Genomic DNA, 20,904 nt, shown 5'->3' with positions numbered 1-20,904 from the left:
CTATTGTATGCTCCTAGCGACTCACTCACTTGTCGCCTAGCTACATCTTGAATTATTTAGAGTATTTACTCGACATACTTCAAGCTGTAGCGTTGTTGACTGCGTTTATTCGCACTAGTCACATACTATTGTATGCTCCTAGCGACTCACTCACTTGTCGCCTAGCTACATCTTGAATTATTTAGAGTATTTACTCGACATATTTTGAGGTGCAGCGTTGTTGACTAGCTACACCTCGAATTATTTAAAGTATCTATTCAATAGAGTATTTATTCTGAATCATTGAGAATAGAAAAGAGATTATTTTCCAGTGGTAATAATATCTTTTAATGCCTCTTCCAAATGTGGGTAACGAAACTCAAAGCCCGCATTAAGTAATTTTTCAGGAATGGCTTGTTGCCCGCCTAATATTAATGTAGCGCTTTCTCCCATTACTAAACGTAATACATTTTCAGGAACTGTCATTAAGGCAGGGCGATTAAACGCTTTTCCTAATAGACGAGTAAATTCTTTATTTTGTACAGGATTAGGTGCTGTTAAGTTAAAGGCACCCTTAGCATCTTGAGTCTTAAGCAAGAAAATAATCGCGCTGATCATGTCATCAATGTGGATCCATGGCATATACTGTTTTCCGCTTCCTAATTTGCCACCTAATCCTAATTTAAAGGGTTTACTCATTTTAGGTAGAGCACCACCTAGTGTTGAAAGCACAATTCCTGTACGTAATAAACAAACACGTGTTAATGGTGTTTGTGCTTCAAGAGCAATGCTTTCCCACTTAGCACAGAGCTCATGTGTAAACTCAGGGTTTGCGGGTGTTTGTTCAGTGACTTGCAAATCACCTTGGTCACCATAAAAGCCAACCGCAGAGCCAGAAATGAAAACAGAAGGAGGAGAGTCGCTGGCTTTAATTAACTCAACCAATTTTTGAGTTAAATCACAACGACTGTTAATGAGTTTTTGCTTTTGAGCGGGTGTCCAACGGTTATCAGCGATGGGTTCTCCAGCAAGATTAATGACCGCATCAAACTCATTAAGATTTTGTTTATCACTGAGTTGAGTCCAACAGGTGATTTCATTACAAAAATGCGAATAGACTTTTTGAGGTGAGCGAGAAAGCACTGTAATATCATTATTAGACAGTGCAAGTTCACACACTAATGCTTTACCAATTAGTCCTGTACCACCTGTGATAAGTATTTTCATCACCATCCTCCTGATCATCTTGCCTAATAAAGAATAAATATCATCCTGACATTATGAATTGCTTTTATTCACCAAAGAGCTTTTTGGCTGCTGGGCGCTGGTTTATCTTATTTAGCCATTTTTCTATCGCAGGGTAATTAGCCAAATCAATATTGTGGTGAGCATGAAGACGGGCCCATGTATATGTGGCAATATCCGCAATGCTGTATTCTTGTCCACCAAGGTAAGGTGATTGTGCTAATCTTTTTTCCAACACGCTATATAGACGCTGTGTTTCTTCAGTATAACGTTTAATTGCATAAGGTACTTTTTCTGTGGCATAGCGAGTGAAATGATGATTCTGTCCTAACATGGGGCCAAAACCTCCCACTTGCCAAAAAAGCCATTGCAGTTGTGTTGTTTTTTCGCGTAAATTTTGGCTAATTAATTTACCACTTTTTTTAGCTAGATAGATAAGAATAGCACCAGACTCAAAAATAGAGAGTGGTTCGCCCCCATCTGCGGGTGAATTATCGACGATGGCAGGAATTTTGTTGTTAGGGGAAATTGCTAAAAACTCAGGCTTAAATTGATCGCCTTTACTGATGTCAATGCGATGTAATTGATAAGATAGGCCTGCTTCTTCAAGAAAAAGTGTTATTTTCTGACCATTTGGGGTATCTGCATAATATAAATCAATCATTGAAAGCTCCAAAGTAAAGTAGGCACGAAATGTTTAGTATAACCACAGTCTGCCTTCTAACATCATAAAAAGCAAAAAAGCGCAAGATAGATAAGACAAGTCTCGTATGATTATTGTAGTGGTGAAAAATAGTGATTTTGGTATATTCAGGATAAAAATTACGATCGTTTAGTATCGGTTAAAAAAGGTTTGTTGAGGATGGAACAAGAAAAGACGGCATTGGTTGAGTGGGTTGATATTGTTGATGATAAAAATGAAGTCGTTGCACAAGCAACACGTCAACAAATGCGAGCTGAAAACCTACGACATAGAGCAACGTATATTGTTGTTCATGATGGGATGGGCAAAATTTTGGCGCAACGTAGAACAGAAACAAAAGATTTTTATCCTGGCTGGTTAGATGCCACAGCAGGTGGTGTTGTCCAACAAGGTGAAAATTTACTGGAAAGTGCGCGCCGTGAAGCAGAAGAAGAACTCGGCATTGCGGGGGTTCCTTTCGCTGAACACGGACAATTTTATTATGATGATAAAAGCTGTCGTGTCTGGGGAAGTCTATTTAGTTGTGTTTCTCATGGGCCTTTTGCTCTGCAAGCAGAAGAAATCGAGGAAGTGTGCTGGTTAACTCCCTCTGAAATCACAGAGCGTTGTGATGAATTTACGCCGGACTCACTAAAAGCGCTTTCTCTTTGGCTAACACGTAATAACAGTACACGCTTAGAAACTCGAGAAACCGTCGATTAAGGGGTACTTTGCCCTATTTCAAAGCGATAAGCATAGTTGATAACGGTATCTTCGAATATAGCGTTATCATCTTCGTCTTTTAAGCGTTGTAAAAGGGCGATAAGGTGTTTTCCTGCCTCTTTTCCCATTTTGTGATAATCAAAGCGAATTGACGTGAGAGATGGGGATATCTGATCACTATTATCAGAGCCTTCCAAACAGGCAATGGCCAGATCTTGAGGGATCTTAATTAATCGTCTTTGACACTCAAAAATCATTCCTAATGCAATGCTCTCATGACTACAAATAACGGCATCTAATTCAGGTTGACGCAATAAAATCTCTGTTAAAGCCTGTCTACCATAAGCCATAGAAGCAGGATCGGGAGTTGTAACGCTTTGTTCGGCATTTAAATAATATTTGAGTAGGGCTCGTGACCAACCTGTAATTTGCTGATGGTGTAAACGCTGGCCTTGTAAAGCGCCAATATAGCCAATGCAACGTCTTCCTTGAGTGACTAAATGACTAGTTAAATCATATGCAGCTTGTTCATAAGAGCAATCAATACTAATGGCAGCCTGCTCATCGGATTGACTCGCAACACTGACAACAGGCACGTTGGCATTACTAATATTTAAAAAATGAGTGGGACTGAGTTGTGAGCCAAAGACAACTAATGCGGCAGGATTGCTTTGTAATAGCATATTAATCACATCACTGGCTTTATGCGGTTGATGCTCATAACAACCAACGAGAATTTGATATTGATGGCGATTTAATATTTGCTGTAAAGATTGCATAAAATCAGCACTGGCTTTATCTGTAAAAGAGGGTAACAGTACTGCAATAATATGACTTTGAGCCGAAGCTAACGCGCCTGCCGAGGCATTAGGAATATAACCAAGTTCTTCTACGGCTTGATTAACTTTCTCTCTTAACTTATCAGAGACCAACTCCGGGGTTCGTAATGCACGCGAAACAGTCATTGAACCGACTCCAGCGTGTTTAGCGACATCTTGTAATGTGACGCGACCTGTATTTCGGCGCTTACGTGTTTTGATCATGTGTGATTATGCTTGCTTAGCCTATTTTATTAACCGCAGATCCTACCTGAAATCTTTCCATTATGCTGAAACAATACAGTGTCAATTGTTGGCATTTTCTGCAATTAACATTTTATTAAAATGATAGCGCTATCACAATTACGAATGATCTATCTAGATAGCGCTACCATTAATGATTACTATCCTTAATAACAAAGCTCAAAGAGAGTCTTATTGAGGTTACAAAGATGCTTAAAACATTACTAACACCTGATGTAGTGCAAGTAGTTCCAAGCGTTAGCGATTGGCGAGAAGCCGTTAAAGTGGCGTGTCAGCCATTAGTTGATAAAGGGTGCGTTGAACCTCGTTATATCGATGCTATTTATAAATCACATGAAAAAATAGGGCCGTATTATGTTTTAGGCCCTGGTATTGCGATGCCTCATGCTCGTCCTGAAGATGGTGTTAATCAACTTTCTCTTGCATTAACGATTGTTGAGCAAGGTGTGGAATTTGGTGCTGATGAAAACGATCCGGTGAAATTACTGATTGTTTTAGCTGCAACAGATAACGATAGCCATATTAATGCCATTATGAAATTAGCCGAACTTTTTGATAACGATAAAGATATTCAAACGTTATTTAATGCGAAAAGCAAAGCGGATGTATTAGCAGTTATCAACAACTATTAATGACAATTTAAAATTACCAAGGGGAATACCATGAAAATTACAGTTGTGTGTGGAAATGGTTTAGGCAGTAGCTTAATGATGGAAATGAGTATCAAAAGTATTTTAAAAGATCTCGCTGTCAATGCAGAAGTGGATCACGTTGATTTGGGTTCAGCAAAAGGTACGCCAAGTGATATCTATGTTGGAACTCGTGATATTGCAGAGCAACTTAATGCTCAAGCTGTAAATGGAAGAGTCGTTTCACTGGATAATATGATTGATAAAGTCGCGATGAAAGAAAAGCTTTCTGTCGCATTACGTGAATTAGGCGCGTTATAAGGAGCCTATCATGGACTTTTTCCGCTTTCTAATGAGTGATGTGCTTTCAGAGCCTTCTATTTTAGTGGGTTTGATCGCATTGATTGGCTTAATCGCCCAGAAAAAACCAGTTACAGAATGTATTAAAGGCACAGTAAAAACCATTATGGGTTTTGTGATTTTAGGTGCTGGTGCAGGTCTTGTCATTAACTCACTGGGTGATTTCTCAACGATTTTCCAACATGCATTTGGTATTCAAGGTGTTGTGCCTAATAACGAGGCAATTGTCTCTATTGCACAAAAAAGCTTTGGTAAAGAAATGGCTCTGATTATGTTCTTTGCCATGTTGATTAATATCTTAATTGCTCGTTTAACGCCGTGGAAATTTATTTTCTTAACGGGTCACCATACATTATTTATGTCAATGATGGTGGCAGTTATTCTGGCAACAGCAGGCTTAGAAGGCGCTGTATTAGTTGCGGTAGGTTCATTCGTTGTTGGGGTTTCAATGGTGTTTTTCCCAGCCATTGCACACCCTTATATGAAAAAAATTACCGGTTCTGATGACGTTGCATTAGGGCATTTCTCAACTATCTCTTATGTCGTTGCCGGTTTTATCGGAAGTAAATTTGGTAATAAAGAGCATTCAACTGAAGAGATGAATGTGCCTAAAAGTTTACTCTTTTTACGTGATACACCCGTTGCCATTGCTTTCACCATGGGCATTATCTTTATCATTACCTGTTTATTTGCGGGCGATACATTTGTTCGTGAAGTCAGTGGTGGTAAAAACTGGTTTATGTTCTCATTAATGCAATCCATTACCTTTGCCGCAGGTGTTTATATTATCCTGCAAGGTGTGCGTATGGTTATTGCTGAGATTGTTCCTGCCTTTAAAGGTATTTCAGATAAGTTAGTGCCTAATGCAAAACCTGCTTTAGACTGCCCAGTTGTATTCCCTTATGCACCCAATGCGGTATTAGTAGGTTTTTTAAGTAGCTTTGCAGCGGGTGTTATCGGTATGTTCATTCTGTATGCTTTAGATTGGACAGTAATAATTCCTGGTGTGGTTCCTCACTTCTTTGTGGGTGCAACAGCAGGGGTATTTGGTAATGCGACCGGTGGGCGTCGTGGTGCGATTTTAGGCGCATTCGTTCAAGGTTTATTAATCACATTCTTACCTGTGTTCCTATTACCAGTACTTGGTGATATCGGTATTGCTAACACTACATTTAGTGATGCAGACTTCGGTGTTATCGGTATTCTGTTAGGTATTATTGTTCGTTGATTGTTTTAAGAATTAAGATACATAAACGCCTCATTGAGATTAATTCACTGAGGCGTTTTTTTATATGAATTTATATGTTTATTTTATGAATAATAATGCTATTATCCTGAGTGAATATTCACGATGTGTATATTTTCGTACCTAATTAATTATAAAAATAGGTTTAACATCACAATCACTAAGGAAAAAGAAGATGTCTTTTGGTATTCGATATCTTGCGTTGTTACCACTTTTTGTTATCACTGCTTGCCAACAACCAGTTAATCACAACCCACCAGTAACACAATCTGCTCAAGTTCAACCTGCTATCGTGAATAATTCATGGATTGAGATCTCACGAAGTGCGCTTGATTTTAATGTGAAAAAAGTCCAATCACTGTTAGGTGATAAATCCTCACTTTGTGCCGTTTTAAAAGGGGATGCATACGGCCATGATTTATCATTAGTTGCACCTGTTATGATTGAAAATAAGGTGCAATGTATCGGTGTTACTAATAATCAAGAATTCAAAACAGTACGTGATCTTGGGTTTCAAGGTCGTTTAATGCGTGTGCGTAATGCGACAGAGCAAGAAATGGCTCAGGCGACAAGCTATAACGTAGAAGAATTAATTGGTAACTTAGATATGGCTAAGAGATTAGATGCCATTGCTAAACAGCAAAATAAAGTGATCCCTATTCATTTAGCCTTAAATTCAGGTGGAATGTCTCGTAATGGATTAGAAGTGAATAACAATGCAGGGCTTGAAGAGGCGAAGCAAATTGCTCAATTAGCTAACCTTAAAGTGGTTGGTATTATGTCTCATTATCCTGAAGAAGATGCTGATAAAGTAAGAGAAGATCTTGCTCGTTTTAAACAGCAATCCCAAAAAGTATTGGATGTTACTGGGCTAAATCGTAAAGATGTCACTCTGCATATGGCAAATACGTTTGCCACAATTACCGTACCTGAATCATGGCTAGATATGGTACGTGTAGGCGGAATTTTCTATGGCGATACCATCGCAAGTACAGATTACAAACGCGTAATGACGTTTAAATCGAATATTGCTTCAATCAATTATTATCCTAAAGGTAATACTGTTGGTTATGACCGTACTTACACACTAAAACGTGACTCGGTATTAGCTAATATTCCTGTTGGTTATGCAGATGGCTATCGTCGGGTTTTTAGTAATGCAGGACATGCATTAATTGGTGGCCAACGTGTACCTGTTTTAGGCAAAACGTCAATGAATACGGTGATTGTTGATATTACAGATCTTAAAAATATCAACTCAGGGGATGAAGTTGTATTCTTTGGTAAGCAAGGCAATAGCGAAATTACAGCGGAAGAAGTTGAAGATATTAGTGGCGCACTGTTTACAGAAATGTCGATTTTATGGGGTGCGACCAATCAACGGGTATTAGTGGATTAAAGTAGGGTGCTTGTAACCACAAAACGCAACAACCTGTTATGAGAAATTGTGGGGGAAAGTTCCCCCACAAAGCTATTTATCGCAAGATAAAGTCGCTTGAACTACTGTATGACCACTACGAATATTGAAAGAGCATAATCTTTCATGCCTAAGTAATGATAAACACAGTGCTGTCATGCAGACAGCAATCAGCCCTATCAGGGCAAATTTAGCCATTTCTCTTGACACTCCTTTATAAAGGAGACAGAATCAAGTTGTCTGGTTTGAGACTGCCTCGAATTTTAATAAAATAGAATTCGGGGCTTTCGTCTTTTTGGCGCTTGCAAATGCTTGAACCAAAATGATCCAAGCACCCACCTGCATACTAGCAGAAACGCATCCCATTCCTATCTTTTTTTGAAAAAAATAGTATGAATATATTAGTTAAAACAATGCATTAGTTGATTTTGTTATTGTGAAAACAAAAGTAAAAGAGAGGGAGCGAGGCGGGGATTACTCATTTGTGTATTGTAAGTCATTAAAGTAGGGTGCTTGTGATCACCAATCTCAACAACTTTTGAGAGAAATTGTGGGGGAAAATTCCCCCACAAAGCTATTTATCGCAAGATAAAGTCGCTTGAACTACTGTATGACCACTACGAATATTGAAAGAGCATAATCTTTCATGCCTAAGTAATGATAAACACAGTGCTGTCATGCAGACAGCAATCAGCCCTATCAGGGCAAATTTAGTCATTTCTCTTGACACTCCTTTTTAAAGGAGACAGAATCAAGTTGTTGAGTTATTGAGACTGCCTCGGATTTTAATAAAATAGAATTCGGGGCTTTCGTCTTTTTGGCGCTCGCAAATGCTTGAACCAAAATGATCCAAGCACCCACCAGCATACTAACAGAAACGCATCTCATTCCTATCTTTTTTTGAATAAAATGGGTTCATATAAATAATTAAAATCAATGTGTTAGTTGTTTTTATAATGGTGGTTATATGTAGTATTATCTCTTGATTGACCTTGTCAAAAAAGACCGCAGTCAAGTTGTTGAGCGTTGAGGTAGCTTCTCATTTTAATCAATGAAAAGATTGACAGAATAAAAAAACGCCAGATGAAATCAATCATCTGGCGTTTGTCTATTTTGAAGCGAAGTTCAATAATTATGCGTTTTCTTGTTGGCTTGCTTGAATCGCTGTCAACGCAACGGTGTAGACGATATCATCGACTAATGCACCACGAGAAAGGTCATTCACAGGTTTACGCATACCTTGTAACATTGGGCCGATTGAAACCAAGTCAGCTGAACGTTGTACCGCTTTGTAAGTGGTATTACCGGTATTCAGATCAGGGAAGATAAACACAGTTGCTTTACCTGCAACAGGTGAATTTGGTGCTTTAGATTTAGCAACGTCAGCCATAACAGCTGCGTCGTATTGTAAAGGACCATCGATTATCAGATCAGGGCGTTTTTCTTGTGCGAAACGTGTCGCTTCGCGTACTTTTTCTACATCGCTACCAGCACCAGAATTACCCGTAGAATAAGAGATCATTGCAACGCGAGGGTCGATACCGAATGCAATGGCAGAATCAGCAGATTGGATTGCAATTTCAGCCAGTTGTTCAGCCGTTGGATCTGGATTAATTGCACAGTCACCATAAACATAAACTTGCTCAGGTAACAGCATAAAGAACACAGAAGACACTAATGAGCTACCAGGTGCAGTTTTGATTAACTGTAGTGGTGGGCGAATAGTGTTAGCGGTTGTATGAACAGCACCAGAAACAAGACCGTCTACTTCGCCTTTTTCTAGCATCAATGTGCCGAGAACCACGTTATCTTCTAACTGTTCACGAGCAACAACTTCTGTCATACCTTTATTTTTGCGCAGTTCAACTAAACGAGGTACGTAAATTTCACGAACTTCTTTCGGATTGACTAATTCAATACCGGTGCCTAATTCAACGCCTTGTGCTGTAGCTACACGACGAATTTCTTCAGGATCACCTAACAGCACGCAAGTTGCGATACCACGATCAGCACAAATTGCTGCCGCTTTAACGGTACGTGGTTCATCACCTTCAGGTAAAACGATACGTTTTTTCGCTTTACGTGCTAATTCTGTTAATTGATAACGGAACGCTGGTGGTGATAGACGGTTAGGACGCTCAGAGTTTGCTGTCAGTGAATCAATCCATTGTGTATTGATGTGTTGAGCAACGTAGTTCTGAATTTTTTCAATACGCTCATGGTCATCAGCAGGCACTTCTAAGCTAAAGCTTTGCAGATTTAAAGAGGTCTGCCAAGTGTTCGCATTAACCATAAAGATTGGTAAGCCAGTCTCAAATGCACGTTCACAAAGTTGTTTGATTGGTGCATCAATTTGGTAACCACCTGTTAGTAGGATTGCACCAATTTCAACGCCATTCATTGCTGCAAGGCACGCTGAAACTAATACATCAGGGCGATCCGCTGAAGTGACTAACAGTGAGCCAGGGCGGAAGTGTTCTAACATATGGGGAATGCTACGTGCACAGAAAGTGACAGATTTAATACGACGGGTTTCAATATCGCCTTTATTGACGACAGTCGCATTTAAGTGTTTTGCCATATCTGTTGCACGGGTAGCGATTAAATCGAAGTTCCATGGAATGCAACCCAGCAAAGGCAGTGGGCTATTTTTTTCAATGGTTTTTAAATCGACATTGGAGATAATCGCTTTACTTGAATCATCAAAGATTTCAGATAAGTCAGGGCGGGTACGGCCTTGATCATCAACAGGTGCATTTAGTTTGTTAACAATAACGCCTGTGATATTTTGGTTTTTTACACCGCCAAATTCAGCACGCGCAAATTCGATACGCTCTTTTAGCTGTTCAACCGTGTTGTTACCTAATGCAGTAACGAAAACAATTTCAGCACCTAATGTTTTTGCAATTTCATAGTTTAATGATTGTGCAAAAGGGTGCTTACGCATAGGTACCAGACCTTCGATGAGAATAACTTCAGCATCAGCGGTGTTTTCATGGTATCTAGCAACAATTTCTTCCATCAGAACATCTTTTTGGTTTGAGCTGAGCAGAGACTCAACATAATCCATATTTAAAGGTTCTGATGATTGAATAGTGGAGTGAGAGCGGATAATCGCAGTTGTCTGATCTAATGCGCCTTTTACACGAGGTTGTGCAATAGGTTTGAACACGCTAAGGCGAACGCCTTTTTGTTCCATAGAACGGATAACACCCAAGCTGACGCTGGTTAAACCTACGCGTGTATCAGTTGGGACTAGCATAATTGTACGGGACACGGAAACCTCTTTAAATATCGGTTGCTCGTTATGTAAAACAGTACTGCCAGCATGACACTGGCAGTACATCAAAGAACTTAAGCGGTCAGGCGACTTGCGTCCTGAGCGATAACTAACTCTTCGTTAGTTGGGATAACAACAGCAAGGCGGCTGTTATCGGTAGTGATAGTGCCTGATTTACCGAAACGTGCATCTAGGTTACGCTGATGGTCAACTTCAAAACCTAATAGAGCCAGTTTTTTCAGAGATAATTCACGTACCATTGCTGCGTTTTCACCGATGCCACCAGTAAAGATAATAGCATCTAAACGACCTTCCATCAGTGCACAGTAAGAACCGATGTATTTCGCTAAACGATGGCAATAAACGTCCATGGCACGTTTAGCATCTGCTTTAGTTTCGTAGTTATCTTCAACATAACGGCAGTCACTAGTGACTTCAGTTAAACCTAATAAGCCAGATTCTTTAGTTAGCAGTTTATTAATGTCATCAACGCTCATACCTAAAGTATCATGTAAATGGAATACGATAGCAGGGTCGATATCACCACTACGTGTACCCATCACTAAACCTTCTAATGGAGTCAGACCCATAGAAGTATCAACACATTTACCGTTAACGATAGCAGAAACAGAACCACCATTGCCTAAGTGGCAAGTGATTACATTCAGTTCATCAACAGGTTTGTTTAACATTTTAGCAGCTTCACGGGAAACGAAGAAATGGCTAGTTCCGTGAGCACCGTAACGACGGATGCTGTGATCTTTATATAAGCTGTATGGCAGTGCATACAGATAAGCTTCTTCTGGCATTGTTTGGTGGAATGCAGTGTCAAATACCGCAACCATTTTTTCAATTAAATGAGGGAATGCTTTACGCGCTTCTTCAATACCAATAAGGTGAGCTGGGTTATGTAATGGAGCAAATGGGATAGCAGCTTCAATACCTTTGATAACTTCGTCAGTGATCACGACAGATTTAGTGAATTTCTCACCACCGTGAACAATACGGTGACCAATTGAAGCAATTTGTGCAGACAGTTCTGGTTTTTCAGCCAGAATAGTATTTACGATAAAGTTTAATGCTTCGCTATGAGCAGCACCTGCGCCTAACGCAGCTTCATGTTTTTGGCCATCCATTTTCCACTTCAGGCGGGCTTCAGGAAGGTTGAAGCATTCAGCCAAACCTGAAAGGAATTCTTCACCATTTTCTGGGTTGATAATTGCAAATTTAAGAGAAGAACTACCGCAGTTCAGTACCAGCACCAGCTTACTTGACATGGAATTACCTATTTATCTTGTTGTCGTAGTGTCTTTTATATTATAAAGACGGTGGTTAATAAAACGTCAATCATAAAAGCCTATCGCATTACTATGATGACATTAATGACGCGCATCATGCTTAAAGTAAAAACTTGATGCTAATTATAGTTGCCAATCATTAATTGGACGATTTTTATTCACCCATTAGCTTTTCGCGTTAAAATCGTCGAAAAGGGTTGAAAATCACGCCGGCAAACAAAATATAGCGCTTTATTGCCACAAACCTTTAGAATGGGCACAGGATACAGAGTAAAGGCAACAAAGACAAAATATACTTAATTCTACTAAAAGATTTTTATTCTTTATAGATATTTTTTAAAAGTTACAGAAGAAATTGATTGAGGTCATTATGAGCGAACCGACAGTGACTCCTCCCGGCTTTTTTAAGAAGCTTCGTTTGGGTAATGAGTATTTAAAAACCTGGCCGGTTGAAAAGCAATTAGCCCCCGTATTCCCTGAAAATCGCATTGTCAAAGCAACGCGATTTGGTATTCGCTATATGCCGCCGATTGCCATTTTTACGATGACTTGGCAAATTGCTTTAGGGGGGAGTTTAGGGCCTGCAATTACAACGGCGTTATTTGCCTGTAGCCTGCCAATGCAAGGGTTATGGTGGTTAGGTAAGCGTGCCGCAACACCTCTTCCTAGCACATTATTACGCTGGTTTTATGAGATACGTGAGAAATTTGAAGAAGCCGGTATTGCTTTAGCACCTGTTGAACAAACGCCAACTTACCTTTCTCTAGCACATTTATTAAAACGGGCTTTTAAGCAACTTGATCGCTCTTTTCTTGATGATGTGTAGAACATTTGTTCTACCTTCGTCATTTGCCATTATTGTCCTTAGAATTACCCCATTGAGATCAAAAAACGCGTAGTTAACACTACTCAATACTTTTGATTAATGTCATGCTCTCCTCAATGATTTCTTTGGAGAATTAATGATGGAAATGACACACGCACAACGCTTGATCCTCTCTAATCAATATAAAATGATGACTATGATGGATCCTGATAACGCTGAACGTTATCGTCGCTATCAGACAATCATTGAACGCGGTTACGGATTACAATTACGTGAACTAGACCGTGATTTTGATGAAATGTCTGAAGAGACTTGCCGTACCATTATTAACGTCATGGAAATGTACCATGCACTGCAAGTTTCTCGCGATAATTTAAAAGATCAAGAAATGCCAGATGCTCGTCGTGTCGCATTTATTGGCTTTGATGCGGCGACAGAATCCCGCTATCTTAGTTATGTGCGTTTTATGGTGAATACAGAAGGGCGCTATACGCATTTTGATAGTGGTAGTCATGGTTTCAACTCACAAACACCGATGTGGGAGAAATACCAAAGAATGCTGGCTGTTTGGTTAGCCTGCCCTCGTCAATATCACCTTAGCGCCGTTGAAATCCAACAAATTCTTAATGCGTAATACGTAACGCATCATTCTAAGGTAGGCATAAATTATGGCGATCACATGTAAAGGTTTTCTGTTTGATTTAGATGGAACATTAGTTGATTCATTACCCGTTGTTGAATATTGTTGGGCGTTATTTGGTGAACGCGTTGGCGTATCAACACAAGAGATTAATGACTATATCCACGGAAAGCCTGCTATTGAGTCGATTCGCCATTTTATGCCTAATGCTACAGAACAAGAGATAACAGATACTTTTCGCTGGTTAGAAAAATTAGAATCAACACAAACCGAAGGTTTAGCACCTCTTCCTGGGGCCATTGAGTTAATCAATCACCTTAATGAATTAGATATTCCTTGGGCAATAGTGACTTCTGGTACCGTACCAATCGCATCAACACGCCAATCGGTCACGGGGATCCCTGAGCCTAAACATTGGGTGACGGCTGAATGTATTAGTAAAGGTAAGCCTGATCCTGAACCTTATCTTTTAGGTGCAAAAAAATTAGGTTTATTGCCTCAAGAGTGTGTAGTTTTTGAAGATGCAGCAGCTGGTATTTACTCTGGTTTAGATGCAGGATGTCAAGTCGTTGCTGTACATGCTCCTTTATCCCTTCCTCGCCGTAATGAGATTCATTTAATTATTGATTCTTTAAATGATATTCAAATCGAGAAGCAAGCTGAAAAAGTGATAATAACGCACAAAAGATAGTCTTTTCTTTGATCATACTAGAAGACTTATTGATGTAAAAATGGTCTACTTATCAATGTAGTGAATTGATGTCTTAACCTGTTTTCACTTATTGCTGATCGAGGCCATTTTGAATAGCGAATTATTATGGGTTTTAAGCCTGCTATTGATAGCTATTGTCCTTTTTACGACCAATAAAATCCGCATGGATGTGGTCGCTTTACTTGTCATCATCGCATTCGTTCTTAGCGGTACACTTACATTAAATGAAGCTACAGTAGGATTTAGTGATCCTAACGTATTACTAATTGCTGCCCTTTTTGTTATTGGAGAAGGGTTAGTGAGAACAGGTGTGGCTTATCAAATGGGGGACTGGCTTGTACGTGTCGCGGGTAGCAGTGAAGTTAAAATGCTTGTGCTATTAATGATATGTGTTGCAAGTTTGGGGGCTTTCATGAGCTCAACAGGAGTGGTAGCTATCTTTATTCCTGTTGTGTTGAGTGTTGCCGCTCGCATGAAAACATCACCAGGCCGTTTAATGATGCCACTAGGTTTTGCGGGTCTTATCAGTGGATTAATGACTTTAGTGGCGACTCCACCTAATATGGTTGTTAACAGTGAATTAGTCAGAGAAGGATTGCCAAGTTTTCAATTTTTCTCCATTACACCTATTGGTATTGCTGTATTGTTTGCCGGTATTCTATATATGCTGGTGGTACGTCGTTGGTTAGGAAATAACGATAATGGTAAGCAAAAAGAGGCTTATCGTCGTACTTTCCGTGATCTTATTCGTGATTATCAATTAGCAGGACGTGCTCGTCGTTTAGCCATTCGTAAAGGTTCCCCACTTATAGGTCATTCACTTGATGAATTGCACCTACGTTCTCGTTATGGTGCAAACGTTGTTGGTATTGAACGCTGGAGGCGGTTTCGGCGCGTGATGGTCAGCGCAACAGGGGGAACTGAATTAAGAGAGCGTGATGTTTTATTGGTAGATATGTCTGCCAGTGATGTTGATTTGCGCGAATTTTGCCGTGAACAGATGTTAGAGCCGATGGTATTACGTGGAGAATATTTCTCTGAACAGTCACGTGATGTAGGCCTTGCTGAAGTATCCATGAATCCAGATTCAGAGTTATTAGGCAAATCATTAAGAGAGATAAAATTCCGTACTCGCTACGGGTTAAATGTTGTTGCTATTCGTCGAGAAGGTAATGCGTTGCCGGGTAAAATTGTTGATGAACCATTACGCCTTGGTGATGTGCTGTTGGTTATTGGTGATTGGAAACTTATTCGTGTTTTATCGACTAAACCACGTAATTTTATCGTGTTAAATTTAGCCGCAGAAATTGAAACTGTTGCGCCAGCCTCATCACAAGCACCCCATGCATTATTTTCGTTAGCATTAATGGTGGCGTTAATGGTGACAAATGAAGTACCCAACTTTATTGCAGCACTTATTGCTTGTTTATTAATGGGTAAATTCCGTTGTATTGATATGGAAAGTGCCTATCGTTCTATCCATTGGCCAAGTATTATTTTGATTGTAGGTATGATGCCATTTGCCGCCGCATTACAAAAAACAGGTGGTATTGAGCTTATTGTGAATGGTTTAATGGATGTCGCTGGTAGTGCTGGGCCTCAAGTGATGTTGGTGTGTTTATTTATACTCTGTGCGTCAATTGGGTTGTTTATCTCAAATACAGCAACGGCGGTATTAATGGCACCCATTGCTATTGCTGCTGCGAATCAAATGAATGTTTCACCATTACCCTTTGCAATGGTTATTGGTGTTGCGGCATCCGCAGCTTTCATGACACCGGTTTCCTCGCCCGTTAATACGCTTATTCTTGAACCGGGTGGATATAAGTTTGCTGATTTTATCAAGATTGGTGTGCCATTTACGATAATCGTAATGCTGATTAGTGTCTTCCTGATCCCGCTATTATTCCCATTCTAATTATCAATATTTTTGTTTTTCTGAAACGCTGTTTGTTAATTAATAAACAGCGTTTTTTATTTATTGAATGGTCTTTTTTTCATTTTATATAATTTTCATCTATATAAGTGTGTTTTATGAAATATCAAAACTCATAAAGGAGTAATTTAAAGAAATAGAAAAATTAGGGAGTGTGTAAAATGCCAATTGTAACTGTGAATAACTCAACGCCAATGAGTTCACTAAAAATTGATCATCCAGACGGTAAAAAAAATAGTGTGTTAACTGCAAAAATTAAAGGGGTGAAAAACATATCATCTCCATTATTATTTAATAATAATATGACAACCGAGATTATTACTATTGGTGCCTCAAAAGAAATAAAAATACCTTCCCTTTCAACTTTTGCCCCCAAAAATCCAATTAAAATTAGTGAAAATATATCAGAAATAAAAAATGAAGGTATGGTTGATGATGAGAGTGAGATAATTAGAAGTTATCATTTTAGTAAAGAGCAAGATATTAAAAGACAAAATGAGATTAAAGATGAGTCAAAATCTAATGAATATGCAAAAAAAAGAAATGAAGAGGTAGTTAACAAACTTAGCAATTATAGGGAATTATATAGTACCAGTATTGATGAGTTTGATAATAAAAATCTTGATAATAGATATAACTTAAATAGTAGTGATTTTTCTATTATTAAAAATAAAATTGAAAATAAAGATTTATCAAAAAAAGAAAAAATGGCAATAATAAAAAAATATTTAAAGAATAATGATGGTTTTATGAAAAAGATAGGCTTTTTAGAAAAGTTTAAAAATATATTTGGCAAGTCAAATAAAATAAATGAGATCCAACGAGAGCAAAGTACAGATGCATTAAATATATTAAATAGATTAAGTGAAAGTAAAGAAGTATCAATGACAAATAAATAAGTAGAGATTAATCGTAATTAAAGTAAAGAAATTAAAAAATTGAACTAAGATGAGTGTATATAAGCACTCATCTTTTTTATTTGGTAATAGTTTCGCTTACTCACTAATTTCATCAAGCGATAAACTAAAGCCTGGTACAAACACCTTTATAAAATAGTCCATTTCTGGGCTATGTCTTTCTGCTAGGGTTTTTTCTAATCTATTTTTAGCCAAATTAAATTCACTATTGCCTGCGGCTAACTCTTCAAGACATTTTAAATAAGCACATAAACTATCAGCTTGTTTAACAATAAAGGTTTCTTCCTCATTATGTAATTGCTCATCAATAAGGGGGCGAAAATCTTCTTGTAATTCTTCGGGTAACATTTCAATTAATTTTTGTTGTGCGTATTTTTCTATTTTTTTATATTCATGAGCAATTTGTGGATTATGGTACTTAATTGGGGTTGGCATATCGCCGGTGATCACTTCGCTGGCATCATGATACATCGCTTGTAATGCGATACGCTCAGCATTGACATTACCATCAAACTTACGATTTTTAATCACCGCTAAAGCATGGGCGACAAAAGCGACTTGTAAACTGTGCTCAGAAACATTTTCTTGGCGAATATTACGCATTAAAGGCCAACGAGTAATGAGTTTCAAGCGAGAAAGGTGGGCAAAAAAGTAACTCATAATATCTCCCAATTGCGTGATTGAAGACATTATTGTGAGTGGATAATTAACAGATGTAAACGTCAATAAAAAAGAAAATAAAAAAACGCAATATAACGGGTTGTTATACTGCGTTTTCTCTAATAGAAGACAATTTTATTGGTGATAACCCACAATAAAGCGTCCAAATTTTTGAATTGCCATATCTAAATCATCTTCACGGGGAAGGGTGACGATGCGGAAATGGTCTGGGTATGGCCAGTTAAAGGCAGTACCTTGTACCAGTAAAACTTTTTCTTGCAGTAATAAATCAAGGATCATCTTCTGATCGTCTTTAATACTGTAGCGATTAAGGTCTATTTTAGGGAACATATATAATGCACCCATAGGTTTAACGCAAGACACACCAGGAATTTGATTGATCAGTTCCCAAGCGCGATTGCGTTGTTCATATAAGCGACCACCCGGTAGAATAAATTCGCTAATACTTTGATAACCACCTAATGCAGTTTGAATAGCGTGTTGCATCGGAACGTTGGCGCATAATCGCATGGAAGCCAGCATATTTAAGCCTTCAATGTAGCTTTTAGCATGCTTTTTAGGGCCGTTTAATACCATCCAACCTTGGCGGAAACCCGCAACGCGATAGGTTTTTGATAAGCCATTAAAGGTGACTGTTAATAAGTCAGGCGCCATCGCTGCAATAGAATGGTGTTCCGCATCATCATAGAGAATTTTATCGTAGATTTCGTCGGCAAAGATAATTAGGTCATGTTGACGAGCTATTTCAACGATTTCCATCAAAATATCTTTGCTATATACCGCACCAGTTGGATTGTTTGGATTAATAATAACAATGCCACGGGTATTTTTTGTAATTTTGCTACGAATATCATCGAGATCAGGGAACCAGCCTTGCTGTTCATCACACATATAATGAACTGCGTTTCCTCCAGAAAGGGAAACGGCTGCTGTCCACAATGGATAATCAGGCGCAGGCACAAGCATTTCATCGCCATTATTTAATAAAGCTTGCATTGCTTGCACGATTAACTCAGAAACACCATTACCAATATAGATGTCTTCAACAGTGACATCACGCATATCACGGGCTTGATAATGCTGCATGATAGCTTTACGCGCAGAAAACAGTCCTTTGGAGTCACTATAGCCCTGTGAGCTTGGTAGATTACGAATAACATCTACTAAAATTTCATCAGGTGCTTCAAAGCCAAAAGGTGCCGGGTTACCAATATTGAGTTTTAAAACTTTATTACCTTCTTCTTCCAGACGTTTTGCTTCTTGCAAAACCGGACCTCTAATGTCGTAACAGACATGTTCGAGTTTGTTTGATTTTTTAATCTGATTCATAGCGCGTTTACCTAATAGGGTCTGACTCGTATCTTTTATTGTGATGGTGGCGACTTAGCGACATTTATCGCCGATTGCTATTCATATAGAAAGATACAAATGAAAAGGCTGTCCCAGCAAATAACTGTTCTATCACTCTACTCTTACGTTACAAACTTTTGAAGATGCTAGGTAATTTTTGGTGTAAAAGGTCAGTTTATTCTTAGAATGTTATTTTGATGACTGATTATGTGTCTTATGGTGTATTTATATTTCAGTTTTAATAATAATTCTGGATTATTATTCTGATGAATAAGGGCTTTTTAGTGTGGTGATCAGAAAAAAGTTGATGTGATATATAGATAGATGGGATGTTGCATAATCAATTATTGAATAATTTTATCGGATTTGTATTATCTGACTTAATATATTAAATTTTCAAATAATATGGTTAAATCTACTTTATTCTATAGCAATCAATCGGTTTAAGTATAAATTAAATTTAAATCTTAAATTTAGTTTATAGGGGAAGATACTTAAATTGGAATGCATAGTTAAGATAATTTAAATTATTTTCAAAATGTTAAAAATTATGTACGAGAAAGCAATATAGTATGATCCATGTCTAACTTGTGATGATGGTATGCAGTTCTTTCTTGTGAATGCTTGAAATGATAATAAAATTTAATTTGTTACAAAAAGATGCAATTCCTTTCTATCTAGGAGGTGTAAACGATAAGAAACAAATGTAAAGTATTCGGTATGTCTTTGCTCTCCTTTTCAGAGTAGAGTACTGTCTAATTAGAAGTCTTTTTTAGACTTTTGATAAAAAAACACCAGGTATATGTAATTTAAAAATCAAAAATAAGTGAAGAATAAACAATGATTAATGCAAATCGTCCGATAATGAATCTCGACCTCGATCTGCTTAGAACGTTTGTAGCTGTAGCAGATTTAAATACGTTTGCAGCCGCAGCAGCAGCTGTATGTCGAACCCAGTCAGCTGTTAGTCAGCAGATGCAACGTTTAGAGCAATTAGTGGGCAGAGAGCTTTTCGCCCGTCATGGTCGTAATAAGTTACTTACAGAGCATGGCCTTCAATTATTAGGTTATGCACGTCAAATTTTACGTGCGAATGATGATGCAACTGCGTCATTAACGTATAGCGATGCAGAAGGGGAGCTACGTATTGGTGCCTCTGACGACTCTGTTGATACTTTATTGCCTTTTTTATTAAACCGTATCGCGTCAGTATATCCACGTTTAGCGGTTGATGTACGTATTAAACGTTCTCAATATATTGAAGCAATGCTAGATAATCATGAAATTGATTTAGCATTAACAACAGCCCGTATTGGTCATCACCCGCGTACAGCGTTACGCACCGCACCTGTGTTATGGCACTGTGCGCCTGATTTCCAAATACAAATGAATGAGCCAATTCCTTTAGTTGTGATGGATGAAACAAACCCATTCCGTCAATTAGCAACGAACACACTAGATGATGCAGGCATTCAGTGGCGTATTGCGTATGAAGCGGCTTCTTTATCTGCTGTTCGTGCGGCCGTAAATGCAGAAGTGGGTATTACAGCGCGTCCACTTGAAATGCAAAATGCCGATTTACGTATTTTAGGCGAAAGCGAAGGTTTACCGCGTTTACCTGAAACACAATATTGGTTATATCGTAACTTTGATGAACAAAATGAAGCGGTGTTAACAGTGTTCAATGCAATTGAAAACAAGAAAACACCTTATACCGTCACTGCACCTGAAGATATTAGCTCGACTGAGCTGGAATAATCACATTAATCGTTGTGTAAATATTGAGTGTTAAAACACAAAAATTAAAGATTAAAAAAATAGTCAAATAAGACTAAATAGTGATGAATAATGATAAACGGGAATAGATGCAATTAAGCGCATTTATTTCCGTTTTTTTATTG

The 20,904-nt window shown here is 38.4% G+C and carries 20 protein-coding genes; 11 read left to right on the top strand and 9 right to left on the bottom strand.

The genetic code is table 11. The features are described from left to right. Positions 1-300 precede the first annotated feature (300 nt). Together ABN080_RS06305 and ABN080_RS06300 are read right to left on the bottom strand one after the other, a co-directional pair. Positions 301-1,206, bottom strand: a complete 906-nt coding sequence (locus ABN080_RS06305; RefSeq protein WP_349440626.1) for a TIGR01777 family oxidoreductase — start codon at positions 1,204-1,206, stop codon at positions 301-303. A 64-nt stretch (positions 1,207-1,270) separates the two neighbouring features. Then, positions 1,271-1,888 carry a glutathione binding-like protein gene (locus ABN080_RS06300; protein WP_349440625.1) on the bottom strand — a complete coding sequence of 206 codons (618 nt, stop codon included), beginning with the start codon at positions 1,886-1,888 and terminating at the stop codon, positions 1,271-1,273. Between the two features lie 198 nt (positions 1,889-2,086). Between ABN080_RS06300 and yfcD the strand changes: the two genes are divergently transcribed. Continuing rightward, entirely contained in the window at positions 2,087-2,629 is a 543-nt protein-coding gene (yfcD, locus tag ABN080_RS06295) for an NUDIX hydrolase YfcD (RefSeq protein WP_072068625.1), read from the top strand. Here the strand turns inward: yfcD and ABN080_RS06290 are convergent. Then, the gene (locus ABN080_RS06290; RefSeq protein WP_115350033.1) at positions 2,626-3,672 is read right to left on the bottom strand and encodes a LacI family DNA-binding transcriptional regulator; all 1,047 of its coding nucleotides are present in this window, start codon (positions 3,670-3,672) and stop codon (positions 2,626-2,628) included. The two genes, yfcD and ABN080_RS06290, sit on opposite strands and share 4 nt — an antisense overlap. 227 nt (positions 3,673-3,899) lie before the next feature. Between ABN080_RS06290 and ABN080_RS06285 the strand changes: the two genes are divergently transcribed. The 4 genes from ABN080_RS06285 (at position 3,900) to alr (ending at position 7,345) form a co-directional block, all read left to right on the top strand. Further along, a complete protein-coding gene (locus tag ABN080_RS06285) occupies positions 3,900-4,343 on the top strand; it encodes a PTS sugar transporter subunit IIA (RefSeq protein ID WP_072068623.1) in 444 nt (147 codons plus the stop codon). Between the two features lie 30 nt (positions 4,344-4,373). After that, positions 4,374-4,661, top strand: a complete 288-nt coding sequence (locus ABN080_RS06280; RefSeq protein WP_115350032.1) for a PTS sugar transporter subunit IIB — start codon at positions 4,374-4,376, stop codon at positions 4,659-4,661. A 10-nt stretch (positions 4,662-4,671) separates the two neighbouring features. After that, entirely contained in the window at positions 4,672-5,928 is a 1,257-nt protein-coding gene (gene ulaA, locus ABN080_RS06275; RefSeq protein ID WP_072068621.1) for a PTS ascorbate transporter subunit IIC, read from the top strand. Between the two features lie 193 nt (positions 5,929-6,121). After that, positions 6,122-7,345, top strand: coding sequence for an alanine racemase (alr, locus tag ABN080_RS06270; protein WP_349440624.1), 1,224 nt, complete (start codon positions 6,122-6,124; stop codon positions 7,343-7,345). A gap of 72 nt (positions 7,346-7,417) precedes the next feature. Here the strand turns inward: alr and ABN080_RS06265 are convergent, their stop codons facing one another. The 4 genes from ABN080_RS06265 to ackA all read right to left on the bottom strand — a co-directional run bounded on the left by ABN080_RS06265 (position 7,418) and on the right by ackA (position 11,920). Further along, positions 7,418-7,561, bottom strand: coding sequence for a Hok/Gef family protein (locus ABN080_RS06265; protein WP_196565841.1), 144 nt, complete (start codon positions 7,559-7,561; stop codon positions 7,418-7,420). A 376-nt stretch (positions 7,562-7,937) separates the two neighbouring features. Beyond that, entirely contained in the window at positions 7,938-8,081 is a 144-nt protein-coding gene (locus ABN080_RS06260) for a Hok/Gef family protein (RefSeq protein ID WP_071788551.1), read from the bottom strand. 414 nt (positions 8,082-8,495) lie between these two features. After that, positions 8,496-10,640, bottom strand: coding sequence for a phosphate acetyltransferase (gene pta / locus ABN080_RS06255; RefSeq protein ID WP_349440623.1), 2,145 nt, complete (start codon positions 10,638-10,640; stop codon positions 8,496-8,498). Positions 10,641-10,717: 77 nt separating this feature from the next. Further along, positions 10,718-11,920, bottom strand: coding sequence for an acetate kinase (gene ackA, locus ABN080_RS06250; protein WP_072068617.1), 1,203 nt, complete (start codon positions 11,918-11,920; stop codon positions 10,718-10,720). Between the two features lie 391 nt (positions 11,921-12,311). Between ackA and yfbV the strand changes: the two genes are divergently transcribed. From yfbV to ABN080_RS06225, 5 genes are all read left to right on the top strand, one after another. Continuing rightward, complete coding sequence (gene yfbV, locus ABN080_RS06245; RefSeq protein ID WP_349440622.1) at positions 12,312-12,767, top strand: terminus macrodomain insulation protein YfbV; 456 nt, start codon at positions 12,312-12,314, stop codon at positions 12,765-12,767. A gap of 139 nt (positions 12,768-12,906) precedes the next feature. Further along, positions 12,907-13,401, top strand: coding sequence for a YfbU family protein (locus tag ABN080_RS06240; protein ID WP_072068750.1), 495 nt, complete (start codon positions 12,907-12,909; stop codon positions 13,399-13,401). 34 nt (positions 13,402-13,435) lie between these two features. Further along, positions 13,436-14,098: a sugar phosphatase gene (locus ABN080_RS06235; protein ID WP_072068615.1), complete on the top strand. Its 663-nt coding sequence runs from the start codon at positions 13,436-13,438 to the stop codon at positions 14,096-14,098. 109 nt (positions 14,099-14,207) lie between these two features. Beyond that, positions 14,208-16,037, top strand: coding sequence for an SLC13 family permease (locus ABN080_RS06230; protein WP_072068614.1), 1,830 nt, complete (start codon positions 14,208-14,210; stop codon positions 16,035-16,037). A 179-nt stretch (positions 16,038-16,216) separates the two neighbouring features. Further along, entirely contained in the window at positions 16,217-16,954 is a 738-nt protein-coding gene (locus ABN080_RS06225; protein WP_349440621.1) for a hypothetical protein, read from the top strand. 96 nt (positions 16,955-17,050) lie between these two features. On the opposite strand, the gene yfbR is transcribed toward ABN080_RS06225, so the two are convergent. Together yfbR and ABN080_RS06215 are read right to left on the bottom strand one after the other, a co-directional pair. After that, positions 17,051-17,632 (bottom strand): 5'-deoxynucleotidase, encoded by a 582-nt coding sequence (gene yfbR / locus ABN080_RS06220; RefSeq protein WP_349440619.1) that lies wholly within the window; start codon positions 17,630-17,632, stop codon positions 17,051-17,053. 135 nt (positions 17,633-17,767) lie between these two features. After that, positions 17,768-18,982 carry a pyridoxal phosphate-dependent aminotransferase gene (locus tag ABN080_RS06215; RefSeq protein ID WP_072068611.1) on the bottom strand — a complete coding sequence of 405 codons (1,215 nt, stop codon included), beginning with the start codon at positions 18,980-18,982 and terminating at the stop codon, positions 17,768-17,770. Between the two features lie 861 nt (positions 18,983-19,843). Between ABN080_RS06215 and hexA the strand changes: the two genes are divergently transcribed. Further along, on the top strand, positions 19,844-20,761 hold the full coding sequence (hexA, locus tag ABN080_RS06210) for a transcriptional regulator HexA (protein WP_072068610.1): 918 nt from the start codon (positions 19,844-19,846) through the stop codon (positions 20,759-20,761). Positions 20,762-20,904 lie beyond the last annotated feature (143 nt).

Origin of the sequence: Proteus sp. fly-1089, assembly GCF_040138965.1 — a bacterium.
Taxonomy (GTDB): domain Bacteria; phylum Pseudomonadota; class Gammaproteobacteria; order Enterobacterales; family Enterobacteriaceae; genus Proteus; species Proteus vulgaris_B.
Note: the sequence above shows the minus strand (reverse complement) of the source record. Positions and strands in the feature narration are given on the sequence as shown.

Bases quoted from the DNA above. Each gene is read 5' to 3' on its own strand.
- ABN080_RS06305 (WP_349440626.1), bottom strand. From the start codon at position 1,206: ATGAAAATACTTATCACAGGTGGTACAGGACTAATTGGTAAAGCATTA.
- ABN080_RS06300 (WP_349440625.1), bottom strand. From the start codon at position 1,888: ATGATTGATTTATATTATGCAGATACCCCAAATGGTCAGAAAATAACA.
- yfcD (WP_072068625.1), top strand. From the start codon at position 2,087: ATGGAACAAGAAAAGACGGCATTGGTTGAGTGGGTTGATATTGTTGAT.
- ABN080_RS06290 (WP_115350033.1), bottom strand. From the start codon at position 3,672: ATGATCAAAACACGTAAGCGCCGAAATACAGGTCGCGTCACATTACAA.
- ABN080_RS06285 (WP_072068623.1), top strand. From the start codon at position 3,900: ATGCTTAAAACATTACTAACACCTGATGTAGTGCAAGTAGTTCCAAGC.
- ABN080_RS06280 (WP_115350032.1), top strand. From the start codon at position 4,374: ATGAAAATTACAGTTGTGTGTGGAAATGGTTTAGGCAGTAGCTTAATG.
- ulaA (WP_072068621.1), top strand. From the start codon at position 4,672: ATGGACTTTTTCCGCTTTCTAATGAGTGATGTGCTTTCAGAGCCTTCT.
- alr (WP_349440624.1), top strand. From the start codon at position 6,122: ATGTCTTTTGGTATTCGATATCTTGCGTTGTTACCACTTTTTGTTATC.
- ABN080_RS06265 (WP_196565841.1), bottom strand. From the start codon at position 7,561: ATGGCTAAATTTGCCCTGATAGGGCTGATTGCTGTCTGCATGACAGCA.
- ABN080_RS06260 (WP_071788551.1), bottom strand. From the start codon at position 8,081: ATGACTAAATTTGCCCTGATAGGGCTGATTGCTGTCTGCATGACAGCA.
- ackA (WP_072068617.1), bottom strand. From the start codon at position 11,920: ATGTCAAGTAAGCTGGTGCTGGTACTGAACTGCGGTAGTTCTTCTCTT.
- yfbV (WP_349440622.1), top strand. From the start codon at position 12,312: ATGAGCGAACCGACAGTGACTCCTCCCGGCTTTTTTAAGAAGCTTCGT.
- ABN080_RS06240 (WP_072068750.1), top strand. From the start codon at position 12,907: ATGGAAATGACACACGCACAACGCTTGATCCTCTCTAATCAATATAAA.
- ABN080_RS06235 (WP_072068615.1), top strand. From the start codon at position 13,436: ATGGCGATCACATGTAAAGGTTTTCTGTTTGATTTAGATGGAACATTA.
- ABN080_RS06225 (WP_349440621.1), top strand. From the start codon at position 16,217: ATGCCAATTGTAACTGTGAATAACTCAACGCCAATGAGTTCACTAAAA.
- yfbR (WP_349440619.1), bottom strand. From the start codon at position 17,632: ATGAGTTACTTTTTTGCCCACCTTTCTCGCTTGAAACTCATTACTCGT.
- ABN080_RS06215 (WP_072068611.1), bottom strand. From the start codon at position 18,982: ATGAATCAGATTAAAAAATCAAACAAACTCGAACATGTCTGTTACGAC.
- hexA (WP_072068610.1), top strand. From the start codon at position 19,844: ATGATTAATGCAAATCGTCCGATAATGAATCTCGACCTCGATCTGCTT.